The 19,011-nt window shown below is 40.7% G+C and carries 17 protein-coding genes; 4 read left to right on the plus strand and 13 right to left on the minus strand.

The features are described from left to right. Positions 1–14: 14 nt before the first annotated feature. Both AC6CIF_RS18470 and AC6CIF_RS18475 read right to left on the minus strand, forming a co-directional pair. On the minus strand, positions 15–1,394 hold the full coding sequence (locus AC6CIF_RS18470) for a radical SAM protein (protein WP_498200944.1): 1,380 nt from the start codon (positions 1,392–1,394) through the stop codon (positions 15–17). Between the two features lie 1,159 nt (positions 1,395–2,553). After that, positions 2,554–4,473, minus strand: a complete 1,920-nt coding sequence (locus AC6CIF_RS18475) for a 3'-5' exonuclease (protein ID WP_498200946.1) — start codon at positions 4,471–4,473, stop codon at positions 2,554–2,556. A gap of 298 nt (positions 4,474–4,771) precedes the next feature. Between AC6CIF_RS18475 and AC6CIF_RS18480 the strand changes: the two genes are divergently transcribed. Both AC6CIF_RS18480 and AC6CIF_RS18485 read left to right on the plus strand, forming a co-directional pair. Then, entirely contained in the window at positions 4,772–5,662 is an 891-nt protein-coding gene (locus tag AC6CIF_RS18480) for a hypothetical protein (RefSeq protein ID WP_498200947.1), read from the plus strand. Between the two features lie 22 nt (positions 5,663–5,684). After that, on the plus strand, positions 5,685–6,065 hold the full coding sequence (locus tag AC6CIF_RS18485; RefSeq protein WP_498200948.1) for a hypothetical protein: 381 nt from the start codon (positions 5,685–5,687) through the stop codon (positions 6,063–6,065). A 51-nt stretch (positions 6,066–6,116) separates the two neighbouring features. Here AC6CIF_RS18485 and AC6CIF_RS18490 read toward each other — a convergent pair whose 3' ends face one another. Continuing rightward, positions 6,117–8,162 (minus strand): DEAD/DEAH box helicase, encoded by a 2,046-nt coding sequence (locus tag AC6CIF_RS18490; RefSeq protein WP_498201056.1) that lies wholly within the window; start codon positions 8,160–8,162, stop codon positions 6,117–6,119. Between the two features lie 369 nt (positions 8,163–8,531). Between AC6CIF_RS18490 and AC6CIF_RS18495 the strand changes: the two genes are divergently transcribed. After that, positions 8,532–9,587, plus strand: coding sequence for a matrixin family metalloprotease (locus tag AC6CIF_RS18495; RefSeq protein WP_498200949.1), 1,056 nt, complete (start codon positions 8,532–8,534; stop codon positions 9,585–9,587). A 24-nt stretch (positions 9,588–9,611) separates the two neighbouring features. On the opposite strand, the gene AC6CIF_RS18500 is transcribed toward AC6CIF_RS18495, so the two are convergent. The 6 genes from AC6CIF_RS18500 to AC6CIF_RS18525 form a co-directional block, all read right to left on the minus strand. Next, on the minus strand, positions 9,612–9,971 hold the full coding sequence (locus AC6CIF_RS18500) for a hypothetical protein (RefSeq protein WP_017690437.1): 360 nt from the start codon (positions 9,969–9,971) through the stop codon (positions 9,612–9,614). A gap of 525 nt (positions 9,972–10,496) precedes the next feature. Continuing rightward, positions 10,497–10,808 (minus strand): hypothetical protein, encoded by a 312-nt coding sequence (locus AC6CIF_RS18505; RefSeq protein ID WP_498200950.1) that lies wholly within the window; start codon positions 10,806–10,808, stop codon positions 10,497–10,499. Between the two features lie 12 nt (positions 10,809–10,820). After that, a complete protein-coding gene (locus tag AC6CIF_RS18510; RefSeq protein ID WP_498200951.1) occupies positions 10,821–11,117 on the minus strand; it encodes an EndoU domain-containing protein in 297 nt (98 codons plus the stop codon). A gap of 21 nt (positions 11,118–11,138) precedes the next feature. Next, entirely contained in the window at positions 11,139–13,577 is a 2,439-nt protein-coding gene (locus AC6CIF_RS18515) for a DEAD/DEAH box helicase family protein (RefSeq protein WP_498200952.1), read from the minus strand. Continuing rightward, positions 13,561–13,887, minus strand: coding sequence for a nucleoside triphosphate pyrophosphohydrolase (locus AC6CIF_RS18520; RefSeq protein ID WP_293200237.1), 327 nt, complete (start codon positions 13,885–13,887; stop codon positions 13,561–13,563). Before AC6CIF_RS18520 ends, AC6CIF_RS18515 begins: the two co-directional genes overlap by 17 nt. A 516-nt stretch (positions 13,888–14,403) precedes the next feature. Then, positions 14,404–14,919 carry a HEPN domain-containing protein gene (locus AC6CIF_RS18525; RefSeq protein ID WP_498200954.1) on the minus strand — a complete coding sequence of 172 codons (516 nt, stop codon included), beginning with the start codon at positions 14,917–14,919 and terminating at the stop codon, positions 14,404–14,406. A gap of 141 nt (positions 14,920–15,060) precedes the next feature. Between AC6CIF_RS18525 and AC6CIF_RS18530 the strand changes: the two genes are divergently transcribed. Continuing rightward, positions 15,061–15,408 carry a helix-turn-helix domain-containing protein gene (locus AC6CIF_RS18530; RefSeq protein ID WP_498200955.1) on the plus strand — a complete coding sequence of 116 codons (348 nt, stop codon included), beginning with the start codon at positions 15,061–15,063 and terminating at the stop codon, positions 15,406–15,408. A gap of 77 nt (positions 15,409–15,485) precedes the next feature. On the opposite strand, the gene AC6CIF_RS18535 is transcribed toward AC6CIF_RS18530, so the two are convergent. The 4 genes from AC6CIF_RS18535 to AC6CIF_RS18550 form a co-directional block, all read right to left on the minus strand. After that, on the minus strand, positions 15,486–16,220 hold the full coding sequence (locus tag AC6CIF_RS18535) for a restriction endonuclease (protein WP_498200956.1): 735 nt from the start codon (positions 16,218–16,220) through the stop codon (positions 15,486–15,488). A 339-nt stretch (positions 16,221–16,559) separates the two neighbouring features. Beyond that, a complete protein-coding gene (locus AC6CIF_RS18540; RefSeq protein WP_498200958.1) occupies positions 16,560–16,979 on the minus strand; it encodes a hypothetical protein in 420 nt (139 codons plus the stop codon). Positions 16,980–17,070: 91 nt separating this feature from the next. Then, a complete protein-coding gene (locus tag AC6CIF_RS18545) occupies positions 17,071–17,451 on the minus strand; it encodes a hypothetical protein (protein ID WP_498200959.1) in 381 nt (126 codons plus the stop codon). Positions 17,452–17,485: 34 nt separating this feature from the next. Then, a complete protein-coding gene (locus AC6CIF_RS18550) occupies positions 17,486–18,613 on the minus strand; it encodes a hypothetical protein (protein ID WP_498200961.1) in 1,128 nt (375 codons plus the stop codon). Positions 18,614–19,011: the final 398 nt, after the last annotated feature.

Genomic DNA, 19,011 nt, shown 5'->3' on the forward strand with positions numbered 1-19,011 from the left:
CTTCTTTTTGCAGCTCATATTTTTTTGGTTAACGATTTTGTGAGCTCCTCGAAGTGGATACCCTCTTCCATAATCCCATAAAGAAACGAAAATGCTTCCTGTTTTCTTTGTATCAAGTTATCACATACATTATTGTTTAAATGTAATGAGAATTCACCCTTTTCATCCAAGACATGCTGATAGCATATTTCGCACAATCGCTGTACGGGACAATTAACGCACCTTGGCCCCATAGTATCGTTATACTTTGTGATTATTTTCTCAATCAATCTTGCATCAACCCAACTTCTAACATTTCCTATTGGCATTTTCTCATTGATTTTTTCGCAGGAATGCAGAAGACCATTTGTATCGACTACTATCTTCATACCAGGAAAGCAAGTACCCGTATATGGTAACAAAGAGTACTTAATGTTTTCGATGGGAACATTAAGCGGACGATTAATGATGTTAAAAATAGTATTCATAAAAATCAATCTTGAGACGTCGTCCATCTCTATATTTAATTTTATTGATTCTACACACTCTTCTATTATAGCTCGCGTTGAGTCTTTAAATTTCTTCTTTTCTTCCTCACTATACTGTTCATACCAGTTGGTGCCAGTGTCAAGTACCGGTGACAATTTCGCTAACTTATTTTGTAGGATCCCTTCATTATAGAAGCCCCTTAAACTCTGCATATCTGTGCCTGTATCATAAACATTAATTATAGACAAATTCTTAGTATAGTAAATTAGGCTTTTCTCTCTTATTAAATCCAACTTTTTGACAATATCATCAAACGTGCCTTTACCATTGGAATAAACACGCATTCGGTCATGTTCTTGTTTGTCTCCATTCAAACTAATCGTAAGGTAAAAATCATTCTCTATAAGAAAATCTATTTTATCATTTGTTAGCAAAGAAGCATTGGTAGTCATTAAGAATAGGATTTTGCCTGAATATAACTTTTGCGATCTCTGCACAACCTCCTTAATCAGTTTAAAGTTTATCAAAGGCTCTCCGCCAAAAAAACAAATCTTAGGTAAGGTTAACGGATTCCTGTTGTTATATGAATTAAAATGATTTAAATACTTATCTACCGCTTCAAAAGCAACATCCAGCTGCATAAATTTTTTTTCATGAACACGAGTATTTGAATAGTTGTCAGAATAAACACAATACTTACATCTAAAATTGCAATCTTCTGTAACAACCAGGGTCAATATTTTGGAAGCTTGTTGATGTATATGATATTCAATATCCATTGTGTCAACATTTGCTGGAATATATTTAGAATCTCCATAAACAATGGGATTTTCAGGTAAATCATCTCTGGCTATATCAACATTTCCGGTTATATCATCGTAAAAGTAGTTATTCTTTTTGGTTGAAAAATAAAATCCCCTTTTCATGAGCAGTAACCAAAGCTAAGCTTTGACGTTCACTTTGGTTTTACCTCCTTAATTAAGGTGAGGGTCAGCCCCGCAGAATAGCTGACTAACGCAGAGCCAACCCAAAATACATTCTTTTGCACTAGTGATTATTAAACCAGTCAAGTGATTCAGAAGCTATAATGGCACCTGCTACATCAACCAATGGGACTGGGCCGTCGGCAACACAAGTCCCTACACAAACTAAACAACCAGTTGTACATTTACTCCAAGTTGGAGTAACATCGGAATTCGTAATCTCTGACATGCGATCACCTCCTTTCCGTGTTATTATTTATTTTAAAATTCCACTTAGTGGAGCTTTAAAATCATTTTGAAAATTTCCTTCTATGCCTTTTGTTTAGATTTATTGGTGTACATTAGACGAATCCATACTAACAAATAAATTAATCCTAAAAAAACAATATAATTGTTATCAAAAAAACCTTTGTCCATAATTAAGACCGAAAATATAAAATGAGAGACTATAGTAACAGCTAGAAATATCAATAAAATAGTAGAACTCATTTTGTACGAAAGTTTATTGGTTACGAAAAAATCTTTGAGAATATACAATACAGCCACAATGAGACCTAGATAAATCAGAAATTTATAGTTTAGATCAGGCCAAAGATTCTCTATAGTCACAAAGCATAAAATCACAATTACCCCTAAAAGAACATTCAAACCAACATATTTTTTCATTTGTGCTCCTTCCTCATCTCTAACTGGGATTATAATACAATTATACATTTTGTTTTCTTTTATTCAATCACCAGTCTTTATTTTTTTGTGTGATTTCTGTGTCAAGATAAATTTTTAATTTTACTAAATTTACTTAAAATAGACGTTTCTTGATTACATTTATCCTCTCCTTAAATATAGTCCGTCCCCCGCTCAAAATGTATACACAACGGATACAGACAGATCTCCTTCATCCAACAGTACAGCACCGCCCGTTCCTCCGTATCCTGCACCTGAAAATTCTAACGAAACACCTCATTCTGGAACTGTATGAATGCACCTCTTAAAAGAACACAAAACGAAAAAACGCATTTCCATAACAAAATGTATGAAAGGTACGTTTTTTCAAGTATATTCACGTGAGTATTTTATTTTCCCCTGTTCAAACTACAAGCATTTACACTTTCCTTACAGCCTTATTCATCTGCCTCTCCGTTCGTTGCTGCTGCACCTCATCAAGATACTGCGTGAATCGCGATTCACCAGAGTAGCTAAGGAACAGCCATTCCAGCGCTCTAGTCATTCCAATGTAGAAGCGGGATACTTCCCGTTCATCCACTTCATCCGCTTTTCCTTGTTTGCGAGGCATCGTTTCAATAGAAATGATAAACACAGCCCTGAAATCCAACCCCTTGGCGCTATCGATGGTCAAAATTTTAATGCTCTCCTCGTTGCGATCGAAGTTCTTCTTGGTCTGATCATTCTTGGTTACCCAATTATACGGGATCGTATGTTGATCCAGCACTTGCTCCACTTCACCAATAATATTGATCTCATTATATTCCTGTACCCTGTACAAAATGGCGATGTCCTTCAGGGCGAATGATTTTTCCCGGCGTAAAAAGTCAATGGACTTGGCAACAAACGCCATCTCGGCCTGAGTGCTCCGGCTTTTGTAGATCAGAGGCTCTGGCCCTTTACGCTTCGTGAACTGAGGCGGTATAATCTCGATTCCGTCTACCGTAGTACTTATGACTTTCTCCTGTAGCTTGGAATACTCCTTGTAGAAATCCCATGCGAATTGCACGATCTGAGCCGTGTTCCTGTAGTTGATCGTCAGTATTTTGGAGCGGCCACGAAAATTTAACCCTGTATCTTGGGCCAAGCTGTTCTTTCGTTTGAAAATGGTTTGTGCCCGATCCTCCACCAGCAGCAAGGACTGCGTGTCAGCATTCAGGCAAGCGCTCACCAGCTTCAACCATTCTGGTTCGAAGTCCTGCCCCTCGTCGATCAATATGGCATCATATTCCGGCAACTCTTCCAGCCCTTGCTCCACCTTCTCCAGCAACGCTGGCAACTTCCTGTCGATGATGCGAAAATGTTTACCCAGCCACGAGTGGAACGTGCTCACCTGAATATTCGATGTATGCGCTGAAGCCGCATCACCATCGGCAAAATCAAATAAATCCTCAGGCTCCGCCATCTTCTGTACAATCGCCTGCTTCAAATATTGGGACAGTGTAGAACCATAGCACAGAACAAGGATATTCCAGTTCGGATTGGCCTTGGCCAACATCCGGGCCCGACTGACGAGCACCAGCGTTTTGCCACTACCCGCTACTCCACGGATCAAACGGTGCCTGTCCCCGATTTGCTTCGCCAGTTTTTCCTGATGCAGATCCATCGTCTTGATATTATGTAGGGATAATAATAGCTGGTCTTGATGAGGTACGACTTCTTTACGCTCCGCGCTAATCCGCACTTCGGGAAACAGATGGTACCGGATCGCCTGCACATCCTCATCGGTCAAGGTGTATCGATTTCGAGTCGGCACCGTGAACATGTGCAAGAGTTTTTCAATCAGGATTACCTCAGAGAAATCTTCATCCTCTGGATCAATCTCTTCTCTGGTCAGCACAAACACCGGATCTATGACACTATACAAATCCATATGTAGAAAGTCCTTTTGCTTCAGGCGGCTGAATACAACACCATACCCATAATTGAATTTCAGATATCCAGGCGTTCCTTCTTTGATCAAATTCTTATCCTTCTTCAATTGACCCGTTATGAGGAATGCATTATCTCTCGCTTGCTTTAGTGGACTTCGTTCAATAGCCGTCTCACCTGCCGTAGTGTGTAAAGTCCATTCATCCCGATTCACCTGATGCAGTGTGCCTTTGGTATAATCCTTCACTTCTAGTACAAGCAATCCTAAATCTGGCCCGATAATGACAAAATCCGGTCGTCTTCCACGAATCTCAGGTTCATAGTACACAATGTAGTCTTCCGGGAGATGTTTCTTAAGAGTTTCAAATAATAACCGTTCACCAGGCATCGCTTTCTTCGGGATAACCTCTGGTACTGTATTTGCCATGCTAATCGCTCCTAATTCCTAGTGAAATCTTTACTTGCTATATGTACATTATCTATCAGTAAACCACAATTTTCCAGCACTCTTTTTCCCTACCAGTCATTTTTCTGAAGCATCTTATCCATTATATTTACCTTCCCCCGCCAAAATCTTTATGTAGCACTTTTGAACTAATTAAGATTCCATACCTGAAAATGGTCCTTTAGAATCAATTAATATAAATGAACTCATAAGGTATCTCTTGGTAAATATGTATGTTAGAGTATTAAAATAAATAAAATTTTTCCAACGGAGGGTTTTAATGAGAATCAATAAAAAAATCTTAATACTCTGCACAAGTCTAGTCCTAAGTCTTTCTTTAAGTAGTGCCAGCTATGCGGCAAATGGGAAAACTTCCGAAAAAAATTTTAGCGGCTTTAGCTATAATTCTATCGATAATGTTTTCTCAAAAAAGGCTGATTTGAAAGATATTGAAGTCTCTTACTCTGATTCACATCTATCTGTTTCTTATATTTTGGATGATGTAGAAGTTAATCTTGAAGCAGATAAATATTCAGACGACGTATTGCAGAGTTACTCTGGGAATGCGCTTGTAGGTGTAGATCACCTACAAACAGACGTAGTAACTAATCAATACGGATTAAGTGGAGTAGTTTTTGATTCCAATCAAGTAGTTCATCATGCCTTTGTCATTGACGATAAAGGCGAGGCAATCAAAAACTCTAAACAAATCATCGATACCATTAATGATAGCCAAGGTGAATTGGAAGTGTCAATCGAAGAAAACAGTGGATTCTCTACGTTTTCAACAGCAAAAAATATGACAGTAAGACTGAGTCATAAATCATCCGAAATGGGCGGCTTTGTAAGAACAGGTTATAATGATGGTACGTTATACTATACTAGATATACAAACGATCCTGATGGAATTAAGATTTACTTCAATAAACTTAATGCAACTATTGAGAAATTAGGACCTTATGGTTCTTTCGGAATTAAAAACAAAGATGCTGGTTATGGCTTTGTCTACACGACACCTTTTGAAGTGACGCAGCCCTTCACAGACTATCCTATTAAAACAACATCAACAAGTAGTAATGATTTTATACTATATTCTGCAGCAGCAAGACAAGTACAGGCTGGGCCTATACCTATTTATGCTTTCGACACCAAAGAAATTGTAATACCATAACGATAAGTTAGAGGGTATATTTATGAAAAATGATTGGCTCATTGCAAAAATTCTTGTTGTAATTATTATTGTCAGTAGAGGTTACTACCATCTTATTCCTTTTATAAACAATGACTCGTTCCCTTTTTTTCAGCTGGAATTAAGTACCTTTTGGTATCTTCCCTCAATAATATTGGCAGGGCTTGTACTATTGTCAGCAGCTATTTTAATTCTAACGAAACAAGCAAATGCTGAGAAATTATTGGGTATTTTTATATTAATAGATAGTGTGTACTTTATGCTCTATTCATTAGTAACATTCATCCCACAATTTTCAACTTCTTGGTATTTACTCGTCCTCTGTCTACTTGTAGGTGTGCTTGAACTAGCCACAGGCAAAAAAACATTATATAAGAATTTTTAAAATAACAACCCGGATTATAGAATTAAAAATCTATAATTCGGGTTGTTTTATTTATTGTTCTCCCCGCTCAAAATACGCATGCAACCGATACAGACAAATCTCCTTCGTCCAGTGATATAGTAGCGCCCGTTCCTCCGCATCCTGCACCTGCACATTCAGCGAGAACACACCATCCACGAAACGCGTCATGCTGCCCTTCGCCCCACTCCACTTGGACATGGGCATTTCAATTATCAACTTCTCAATCTCCGTTGCCGTCTTCTCATTCCATTCCCAGATCGAAAGTTTGCCTTTGTCCGAAAAGTCTTTCCGTTTCCGGTACTCCTTCTCCGTCAGATACGTATGGAAGAACCTTGCCATCTCCCCCGGTGTGATCGGGTCCATCCAGTGGGCTTCACCTCGCTCCAGCATGTACAGTAGCACGATCATTTTGTAGCTTTTGTTCATGAGTGTCTTCTCCACATCACGCAGCCACGCCTCATGGCGGACGTACACCTCTCCCTCAGTCGGGGACAGCAGCTCCGCCCAATAGAGAAATCCAACATAGGAGCCAAATTCGTTCCGGTACCCGATGCTCTTCGAACGTCCCATCAGATGCAGCTCCAGATAGTTCGGAATACGCCCCAGCTCTCGCTTCACACTTAGAAAATCCTGATGCAGCTTCTCTCGCCGTGGCAGCCGTTTGCGGCTTAGCTCCTGAAGCAGATTCACCACTCGGGTCTCCAGATGAATCCCGCAGTTGTCTGGAACTTCCGGCACAGCCGAATCCCGATCTTTCGCGGTTCCCTCCAGCTCCCCGCGCACATCCAGCAGACTCAGTTTCACATCCGCATTGCGGTAATTCCCGATCAGATCGATGATAACACAATGAAATTTGCCCTCCGCTAACCTTAGACCACGCCCTACCTGCTGGGTGAACACGGTGAGTGACTCCGTTGGACGCACAAAGAGAAGCGTGTCTACACGCGGTATATCCGTTCCTTCATTGAACAGATCCACCGTCAACACAACCTCCAGTTCACCCGCATCAAGCTGGCGGATCGCTTCCTCCCGCGACATCTCCGATGTGCGCGAATGCAGACTGAGCACCTTCACCCCCTGACTACGAAAATACGCAGCCAAATAGTCCGCCTGCCGGATCGACGAGCAAAAGCCAATCGTTCTCGTCTGCTTGTGGCGTAGCCAGGCCGCATAGATCGTCTCCACATGCTCCTCTTGTAACTGAACAGCCATAAGTTGCTCTTCATCATACTTCGTCCCGATCCAGCGGATCTGCGAATAGTCCGTATCGTCGAATACCCCGTAATATTGAAATGGCGCCAGCCATCCTCGCCGGATCGCTTCAATAAAATGCATCTGGTACGCCACATTCCCATCACAGAGCGCATACACATCCTTGCCATCCAGCCGATCCGGGGTAGCCGTGATGCCCAGAAGGAACTTAGGCTGAAAATGCTCAATCACCAACATGTACGTCTTCGCCGCCGCATGATGGAACTCATCCACCACGATCAGATCAAAGGCATCCACCGCAAATCCATCCCGATGCTTCTGCATACTCAGCGTAAAGATCGAAGCATACACACAATCCGCGGTTCCATCCTTGTACTGTCCGTTATATATCCCATGACTGCGCTCGGGCATGATCCGTTGAAAAGATTTTTTCGCCTGGAACAAAATCTCTTCCCGATGCGCCACAAACAATACCCGCTGGAACCGATGGGCGAAGAAACCCGCCAGATATGTTTTACCAAGCCCGGTCGCCATGACGACCATTGCCTTGTCGTACTGTTCCTCCATCGTGCCATGGAGTTCTTCGAGGGCATCCAACTGCGCCAAACGCGGCTGGATCGGCACAAGCGACAGCTCGGCGGCTTCTTCCTCTTTGTCCTCAGGTAGACCTGTGCCAAAATCCGCTTCTTCCATTTCCGTGATCCGCTGGATCATCTCCGGGTTCTTCTGGTGATACTTTCGGTACTCTTCTTCATACAGCGCAATCGAATCCGGGTTCACCGGCAGGGTTGTCTCGTGGTAGAAGCTCTGCATGAACTTATCCAAAGCCGACTGGAACGTATACGGCTCCGCCTCCGCATTCATCGCCAGATTCCATTCATATCCTATGTCTTGGATTTGTAAATTCACTCACGAAAAATACCTATTCATTCTATTTTTAACCCATTATATACCTAATTTTTTTCCAATGTTCAATAAAATTTGATTTATCTAAAAACCTTATAAAACGACAAATTCAGGAAGAAATATAATGTCGATATTTGATTTATATTGTCTAAAAACATCATATAAAAGATTGTTTTTATCTTTATGGATAATTTAAGTTGAATTTCAAGTATAATCCAATTATAGTTGATTTACGAACAAAAAGGAGGGTGGTTTTTCAGAAAGATGTAATATTCTAGAAAAAGAAATAAAAAAACAATTAATACAACTTTATAGGAGGAATTATTTTTGAAGAAAAAAATTTTATCAATACTACTTGTATCATCTCTTACTATGTCATTTGCTAGTTCAGTGTTTGCTGCAGATACACCAGTGTTAGGTTATAAATGGAGCAGTAAGAATATTACGTATCAGAATAATGGATCAAATACAGTCTTTAAACGTCTATGGACTACTGGAGCAAAAGAATGGAATGATGCCACAGTAGTTAACCTTTCGTCTGGAACCAATTCTAATTTTACAGCAGGAAATAAGACGGTTGCTAATGCTACATGGGATGGAATTATGGAACCTGTCTATAATGCTAACAAGACTTTTAAATCTGTTAAAGTTTGGGTGAATGATTTCTATACTTCACAGTTCGAGTACATCAGTACAGATAATGCAATTCAAAGTATTGCAACGCATGAATTAGGTCATGCTTTAGGTTTGGCACATGCACCAGAAAGAACATTATCCGTAATGGTTCCAGCAACTTTTTTATCAGATGGGAAGTTTGCTCGTCTTCAATATTTCCCTGGAATTGGAGATGAAAACTCCGTAAACAGTATTTACAACAACAATAGTTTAACGTCAGAACAATCCATTTTGAACGAAAATGACTTTGTAGAAGGCAAAGAACTAGTTAATCTTGATGTATCGTGGAGCAAGTGGTATCTCAATCTAAAAGATCTTACAAGGGATGCTGATCTGGTTGTTAAGGCAAAAGTAACAGCCCAAAACGGTACAGTTGTAATGGGTGAGAATTTTTATGATTATAAGCAAAAGTCCGAAATAAACATCCAAACAGTTCTAAAGGGTGATTCTGCTTTACTCAACCAAAAAGTCACACTCTATCAAATGGGTGGTGAAGATAAAAATGTTGTAGTCAAATATCATGGAACAACTCCTCTTGTTGAAAATGATAGTGTAATTCTCTATTTAAAGAAAATTGGCGACAATGAGTATATTCCAATCAATGAGGATGTGAGTATTTTTAAAGTGGGAACTAATGAGCAGCTTATAAATTTACAAAGTCTTAAGATCATCTCTGAATTGACACTTATAGAGGAATCTACACATTAAAATGATGGAATGAATACAGCGGCCTTAATTGGCCGCTGTATTCATTCCATCCATCTTTACTGCTCTATAATAAGTCTCATTATCTTTTACTGCAATATAATCGTCTGTCTCTACATTTTTTACTTTAAATAATTTTGTCCCTTTTTTATACTTGTTGGAGAACAGATTCGGTAATTTATTACTTTCATTTGTAGAGTATTTTTTAATTGTTCCAATTTCGATTTCCACATCAGTTGTAGTAACAGTTTCAGTTGTCACCTTGTAAATCCCATTCTCCCAAGTTACGACATCAAATGCCCAACTTTGAAGTTCATTATGACCTGAGTTTGAGCATGCCACAAGTAACAACATTGAAGTCAGAATGAATACAAAAGTCCTTCTCATAAAAAAACCTCCCACTACAAATGTTGTTATCTCATAATCCGGAAAATTCGAACAGCAAGAATTTAAAGCGCGAATATGTACATAATATTACCAATAATGTTTTTTATTGTCCACACTAAGCTGTGTAATTCATCATGAAATTCTGTAAATTATCATTTATGTCAGAAGTATGGTCGTAGGAAAGTTAAAAAAAACTTGGAAGAAGCGCCTGCGAAGCGGCGGTAGCCCGTAACCAGATGTCATATACTTTACCTAAATCCATCTAAAAAACGTTCTGTCTTTGATTACGATAAGCTCTACATGTAAAAAGTATTTGCTGAATTCATCAGAATACTTTGATTATGCTGAAATGCGATAGAATAAATAAAGATCTGCAACTTCAGGAACAAAATTATAGATTTCACGGCTTGGATACTTTCAACTGAAGGGATCGGTTGATTTTGTAAAGTAGTCGATTGGATTGAGGAGATAAAAATAGCCCATGACTACTCCGTATAGGAGTTGAAATAGGCATATTTTTTCGTATTATTCCTCAATGGATTGAATGGCATATTCTATGTCTTGCTCCATATCCAGATCAGGATACTTCTTTTGCAATTGAAGAAGACAATCTATAAATGCTCGACTTTGGAATTCAGAAGATAGATCTTCAAATATCTCACTGAGCCAATATAAATCTTCTTCTCCGCATTGATTTAGAAATGATATGGCACTCTGCTCATTCTCTTTTAGAATGTCTACCATCTCACTCCATATCGTTTGAATAGCTGGATCGTCGGGATGTAAATCTTTTCTCTTCTTTACTAATGAGATAACTTTTTCACTGTAGTCTACCATGGTTTGCTCTCCTCACGGTTGTCTTGAGTTATCTGGAGTAATCGTTCCGATCTGTCCATCGTTCTTGATCACTCCTACTCTAACGTTATTATAGTTTCCAAACATCCATTCACCGTCACCCTTAACTCTATTCTCAGGCAGATTTGCTACATGCTCACCTGATTTTTTGATATCTTCCGATGTCCATTCCTTAGGGAACCATGCTTGGCCCTCTCCACTTCGCTTTGCTTTGTTTTTGTGGTTTGGTATATTACCAACTCGTACACCGTTTTCATATTCTTTAGTTATGTTAAATGTGATTTTATTCAAAGTAGCTTTTCTTGCATTATTCTATTGTCCCCGCTCAAAATACGCATGCAACCGGTACAAACAAATCTCCTTGGTCCAGCGATACAACAGCGCCCGTTCCTCCGTATCCTCCACCTGAACATTCAGCGAGAACACGCCATCCTCGAAACGGGTCATACTGCCCTTTGCCCGACTCCACATGGACATCGGCATGTTAACAATCAACTTCTCAATCTCCGTTGCCGTCTTCTCATTCCACTCCCACAGCGCAAGTTTGCCTTTGTCCGAAAAGTCTTTCCGTTTCCGGTATTCCTTCCCCGTCAGATACGTATGAAAAAAGCTTGCCATCTCCCCCGGCGTGATCGGGTCCATCCAGTGGGCTTCGCCTCGCTCCAGCATGTACAGCAGCACGATCATTTTGTAGCTTTTGTTCATGAGTGTCTTCTCCACATCACGCAGCCATGCCTCATGCTGGACGTACACCTCTCCCTCATACGGGGACATCAGCTCCGCCCAATAGAGAAATCCAACATACGAGCCAAATTCGTTCCGGTACCCAACACTCTTCGAACGCCCCACGAGGTGCAACTCCAGATACGTCGGGATACGTCCCAGCTCTCGCTTCACATCTAGAAAATCCTGATGCAACTTCTCGCGGCGCGGCAATCGTTTGCGGCTCAACTCCTGAAGCAGGTCCACTACCCGGGTCTCCAGATGAATCCCACAGTTAGCCGGAACCTCAGGCACAGCCGAATCCCGATCTTTCGTGGTTCCTTCCAGCTCCCCACGCACATCCAGCAGACTCAGTTTCACATCTGCATTGCGGTAGTTCCCGATCAGGTCGATGATGACACAATGCGATTTCCCCTCTGCCATCCGCAGACCGCGCCCCACCTGCTGGGTAAACACCGTAAGTGACTCTGTAGGACGAACAAAGAGAAGCGTGTCCACACGCGGTATATCTGTCCCCTCATTGAACAGATCCACCGTCAGCACAACCTCCAGCTCACCCGCATCAAGCTGCCGAATCGCTTCCTCACGCGACATCTCCGATGTACGCGAATGCAGACTGAGCACCTTCACCCCCTGACTGCAAAAATACGCAGCCAAATAGTCCGCCTGCCGGATCGACGAGCAAAAGCCAATCGTTCTCGTCTGCTTGTGCCGCAGCCAGGCCGCATAGATCGTTTCCACATGCTCCTCTTGCAACTGAACGGCCATGAGCTGTTCTTCATCATACTTCGTGCCGATCCAGCGAATCTGCGAATAATCCGTGTCGTCGAATACCCCATAATATTGAAATGGCGCCAGCCACCCTCGCCGGATCGCTTCGATAAAGTGCATCTGGTACGCCACATTCCCATCACAGAGCGCATACACATCCTTGCCATCCAGTCGATCCGGGGTAGCCGTAATGCCCAGCAGGAATCTTGGTTGAAAATGCTCTATCACTGACATGTACGTCTTCGCCGCCGCATGATGGAACTCATCCACCACGATCAGATCAAATGCATCCACGGCAAACCCATCCCGGTGCCTTTGCATACTCAGCGTAAAGATCGAAGCATACACACAATCCGCCGCCCCATCCTTATACTGTCCGTTATATATCCCATGACTGCGCTCCGGCATGATCCGCTGAAAAGATTTCTTCGCCTGGAACAAAATCTCTTCCCGGTGAGCCACAAACAATACTCGCTGGAACCGCTGGGCAAAGAAGCCCGCCAGATACGTTTTGCCAAGCCCGGTCGCCATGACGACCATCGCTTTGTCGTACTGTTCCTCCATCGTGCCATGGAGTGCTTCAAGAGCATCTAACTGCGCCAACCGCGGCTGGATCGGTGCAAGCGATAGCTCGGCGGTTTCTTCTTCTTTGTCCTCAGGTAGACCTGTGCCAAATTCCGCTTCTTCCATCTCCGTGATCCGCTGGATCATCTCTGGGTTCTTCTGGTGATATTTGCGATACTCTTCCTCATACAGTGCAATCGAATCCGGGTTCACCGGCAATGTCGTCTCGTGGTAGAAGCTCTGCATGAACTTGTCCAAAGCTGACTGAAACGTATACGGCTCCGCCTCCGCATTCATTGCGAGATTCCATTCATACCCCGTCTTCAGCGCCGTGAACGAAAAGTTGGACGAACCGACAATCAGCAGTCCTTCCCCGTTGTCATGATCGAACAGATAAGCTTTGGGGTGAAAAGAAGTGCCCATACTTCGCCACAGCCGTGTCTCAATTCGTGGGTCAACCTCACAGAGCGCCCGCAAACCTTCTGGCTGCGTGATATACAGATAGTCTCCCGCGAGCATCCGTACCTCTGCTCCACGTTCTGCCGCCCGCTTCAAATGCGGGGCCAGCAGCTTCACCCCAGACTGCATAATAAAGGACGTCATAATATAAATCCCGGATGCATGCTGCATCCGGGTGATCAGTTCATCTGCCAAGTTATCTGTAATGAGTTTAACGTTAAGCTTCGTCGACATCGATCAGATACACCCGTTCCTGGAATCCACCGCGTGCCTCCGCTTTGTCTGCCCGCAGCTTATCGAGCTGGGCCGCATTCGCACCGTGCACCTCCGCCAGCGCCCGGATAACCTCCAGCATGTCGGCCAGTTCTTCCAAAGCCTCCTGATCACTTCCTGCACTCATGTATTCTTCAGACTCTTCACTCAGCTTCGTTCTTAATTCTTGCTTATATTCCTCCGGGTCCAGAATGCGCGTCCGGCATTCCTTACCGCTGGATGTGATAATATGCGGAATCTTGTCCCGCACCAATTTGTTGTATGTAGGCATGTGGTATAACATCCTTTCTGCTGTGAGAGCCTTCAAGCCTCGCGCCAGAATCTCCCTTTTTGCCATTATACCATTTGCTATGGGGAGGGATGGGTTGATTTAATAGAAAACGATCAATAAACACACCAACGGGCACAACGTCAACAATGCCGCTGTCAAACTGATCTGTCCCGCGACTCGTCCTCCGGTAAACTCTTGCCGTGAAAAGAACATCCAGATCGAGAGATACGTAGCGCCTAGTGGGAATGAAATTATCCCTCTAAACGTACTCGGTTTCATATACCCAGTCATCAAGCTTTTACCAATTAGGATTAATGTCACCAATTCCATTATAGATAATATGAAAAACGCGATAGCAATTACTCTTTTCAAGATGTACACCTACTTTTCCGATGCAAAGCAAAGAAAATCCTTTGTAATCTCTGCATCATATATCCTTTATTTGGATGATGTTGTCTTGTAAGCGTAACATAGATCAATCAAACATTTAGCCCAAATGTTCAATAAAAAAAAATCTTACTCTGATGAATCATCCTTCAATCGAGCAGCTAACTCGTCCAATATCTCTTCTGTTCGTTGAAGAAGCTTTTCGATGTTGTTCAGTTCTAGTGGTTGGTCATATGGGTAATCTGCTTGGGAAGACATATGTTGCATCGTGCCGATGAACAAGGCAATATCTAGTCCGGGTTCAGTCTCCGTGTGCACTAAAGGCAAGATTTCATTCATGGTGAGTTCCTTAGGTGGATGAACTGAATGATACTTATGGATATAAAGCGCCTTAATCATGGAGGCTAGAGCCCAATCACATAGAATCAGGCAGGCTTTGAACTGATTGTGATTACGCATGATGGCGGCAAGTTTGAGATGATACTTAGCATGTTGGTGATAGTCCGATATTGTAGTATGTAGCATATGGTAAGCAGGAGTATGTCTGGACCTAAGTTGTGTGGAGATATCATGGTCTTGCGAACGTGGAGTAAAATCTACTTGGTGATTACAATGTGCTTCGGTTATGGACCAATTTCTTGCCATTGTCATCCCTCCAAAGAGTTAATACCAGTATTATACAATAAAATGATACCTATAGTAATCAAATAAATTATTTGTATTCTTCGTTTGGTGTTTACCTTGAGAAAACTTGTCTACACTTTTGAACATAGAGAGGTGAATACCATGAACGAAGACAGAGAAGTTTTGAAGCTGGTCGGAGCCAGGATTCGAGCACTACGCAAAGAAAGAGGGTATTCACAGGAATCCCTCGGAGAAAAAGGCGGATTTCATTTTTCATACATAGGACAGATCGAACGTGGAGAAAAGAATGTTTCTCTGGTGAACTTGGCAAAGATTGCTGAGTCACTTGAAGTAAATCTAATGCAGCTCTTCGCTTATGTTGATGAAGACATTCACTCCACAGAGTCAGAAGTAGTTATACAGGAGATTGTAGCCATGCTGAGAGATGCTTCCCCAGAGAGCATTCAACTAACCAGAAATGTGATACGTGAAATATTAAGAGGATCTTGAACAAATATAAAAAACAAAGGCAAGGCGGCTTATTAGCTACTTTTCCTTTGTTTTCCACGTCATTTTAGTGCCTTTACTCAGATAGCCTTCGTTTTTCGGCAATTCGGGAAATTGCTGCATCCCCAAAATTCCGCTCCAGCTTTATTCTTGCGTTTGACCATTGCAGTACCACAACTGCACTTGATATTAGATACGGTTTTAGATAAAGATTGCTCTTTCTTGGTCGTAGTAGTTTTTACTTTTCTATTGGAAGGTGTCCATTTCCCCCAACTGCGCAGCTTGCTGTCTACTAAACCACCGTGCCAATAATCCACTTTGAATTGATCAGCTTCTTTTCTTGCCGGACCCGTTAGATCAGATGTCGTCACGATCAGAGACAAAATACAGTCATGATTCCTTTTCGCACCTACCAGCTCACGAACCGTCATTACTTGGACCTTATTATGATCGGCATAGCATTTTGCCTGAACTGCTGTTTTTTCGCCACGCTTATCGGTGATAACCAAATCAACTCCACCATCGCTACCTCCAACGCCAACTTCTTTTACAGTATAACCATTGTCTTTAAAATAAAGTGTCAGCAGTCGCTCGAACTCTGCTCCTGTCATTTTATCTAATGGTAGAGTTAGAATTATTTCGTCAGATCTGCACGTAGAGGAGGCACGATTAAATCCAGTATTCACTGGCTTTTTCGTTATTCTCTTATTCCTTGTCTTAGAACTTCTTCGTTTTTTCTTTTTAGAAGGTTGTAATAGTCCAGCAATAACTGATAATGTAACAACACCAATAACGAGCCATATTATTTCATTCATTCACTCATTCTCCTTAGATAGCTTTCATACTTTTAGCAATATGAAGTGTAGTTTTTTCGTTTTCATTAAAAAAATCTTTTGATACTTTAACGTAGTAGATGTATTCAATTTTATCATCAGACATCCAGGATAACTCCAGTAAAACCATTCCATCCTCACAACCAACCCATATATCTGCCTTTACTCCGCTATCGAGTTTTAAACTTTGATATTTCTCGATTCTGATACTGAATCTTCTATACCTTCGAAAACGTGACTGCCATATGCTCGAATATCAATATCCGGTGTATTATTCTCCTATCCAAATAGCTGTATAGCAATATACTCATATCTCTAGAATTAAGGAAGTCTAATAAAGAAGCGTTTTCCGAAACCCAATGTAGAAGTTTTTTCTGTTCCAAGCTCCATTTTGAAAACAGAAAAAAATATTAGATCTTGTTGTTTAGTAACGCCATTTATAACTGGACTCCCAAACAAATTGATCCTTGCACTGACCCATTCATTATCTGACTCTTCTATTGAAGAGTTTACGACACACTCAACGAAATCTTCTATGCTTGGATTTGTCACGGCAAGCAAAATCAATATAAATCCAATTAATATCCAAAATCTATACTTCCCACTTTTATTACTTGAAGTATGTACTTCATCACTTTCCATGTCTTTATCACCTTTCTTATTTATCTTAATTTCTACATATAAGTCTAATGGACTAGATAATTGAACGAGAATCAAGCTTTTAGAATCATTATCGAGCATAAATCCACTTATTTCCACTACTTTTCAAACTAAATACCTTTGTTAAATTAAAAACCTTGCAAGGCATTTGCCCTGCAAGGTTTAGATAATTCTACTTTTCTTTCTCGTAGAAGCGAACAATTTCATCTGGTGTTTGTGCTTCTAAGACAATCTGATTCTTTTCAAATACAATGATATGCGGATACGTTTGGATCTTGAAAATCTCCCTAAAATTATACTGTTGCTTCTCACTAATATCAATATAGCTCACATTCGCAATAGGATTATCTGTTTTCAAGTTCTCATTGATGAATTGGAGATCCTTTTGCAAATCTATGATGTAGGAACGCTCAGATGGCTTATCTCCAAAAACGATGACAGTCACATCATTGGTTTGATTCTTCACAAGATAATCTATTGCCTTTTCTCGATCATTTGAACTGCAACCAGTAATCAATGTAACTAGCAATGCCAAAAGCAAGAGTTTCTTCATATTTCCTCCTTAGAGCTAAAGCTCGTTAAGGTAATTATTGAACTTTAGCAGTTATATCATGTGTGTAAGTATCTGTAAATGTAGTCCATTGAGCAGGCTTATTGCCAAAGGAATAAAATGCTCCGATTTTAACATATACGCCTGCTTGAATTTTCACATTCTTACCTTTACCTGTAATGCTTGTGACACCTTGTATTGTATATTTATCTAGGTCTCTACCACTTGAATTTTGAAGCGGAATGGACATACTTTTTAGATCCCATCTAGCAGGGTTTCCCTCATTACTTGTGTTACTCGAACCAATAGGGATCTGGATTTCAGTTCCTATTCCTGCATAGGATATAGCAATTGGAATGGAGCGCTGACTCGACGTCTTAACAATAGGTCTGGTGTATGCAATAGCATATGTCGAATTAACATCGTAAGATTCATAACGAGTTAAAATCGTATGGATGTCGGATTGTTTCTTAATGAGCTGACCTGTACTCCCATTCGGTGCTTTCCAAGTTGCCAGATTAGAAAACAAAGGTTGGAATTTAATTTGCATGTTATTATCGTTATTTGACATCAAATTCGTTGTATTCCACTGTACGTTCGAGAACGTATATTTACCGTATTTAGACGACTTAACAACAGGCAAATTAGCAGCAGCCATAGGTCCGATCACAGAAGGAACTTCTCTTGGCTGTTCATTAGTCTGAATTCCTTCATGCATCTCCTTTAAAGAAATCCATTCATTATTATTGAAACGAATAAAGGTCTCATCAGGAAATTCATTTCCCTCTGAAGTGGATGTAATAATAATGTCTCCGTTAGCGTTCTCCTTCTGATCGTAACCTAACTTCAATACAAAAGATTTACCATTTTGCAACATCCCACTAGCAGAAATTAAAGTTGTATTCGATTCGTTATCATAGTTCATTTCATAAGCAATATCAGTCACATTTAAAATTTCTTCTCCTGTATCCAAAACCATGGATAAACTGTTATCTGACGACAGTTCCACGTTTAAATGATCATACTGTTTAATTTTATCATACGTTTCGTTGTTATATTCATATACATTCTTTATTTTAAATTGATCATCAGTTGCAGCATATGTTGACTTAGGAAACAGAGTAACAAGCAAAATCACAGCTAAAAACATTATACTTTTTCTCATTGGATAAACCTCCTGAAAAATAAAAAATACAGAAACTCTCTAATTTTGTATGCTGGCCAGCTTAAGAGAATATTAGCCCACATTTGAAATTCGCCGTTTAATTACTCTCTTCAACTTCCAAATCATTAAACTTGTCAATCTTATAAAGAAATATAGTATTGATAAAGAGTAAATATGAATTGTTAGACGAATTATTTCACTAGTGAGCCATCATTGTTATAACACACATGAATATTACTAATTCCAGGTTTACTTCGCAACGGTTATCATTAAAAATGAGGAAAAAGACCCTGAATTAATGATTTTTAATATGACTTTTGAATGAATAGTCTGAATATCCTATTCCAGATAATTCGACATTTTCTTTTCAAATAATCAAGAACTTTCATATGAATAAA

The sequence above is a fragment of the Paenibacillus sp. GQ49 genome (assembly GCF_059759055.1).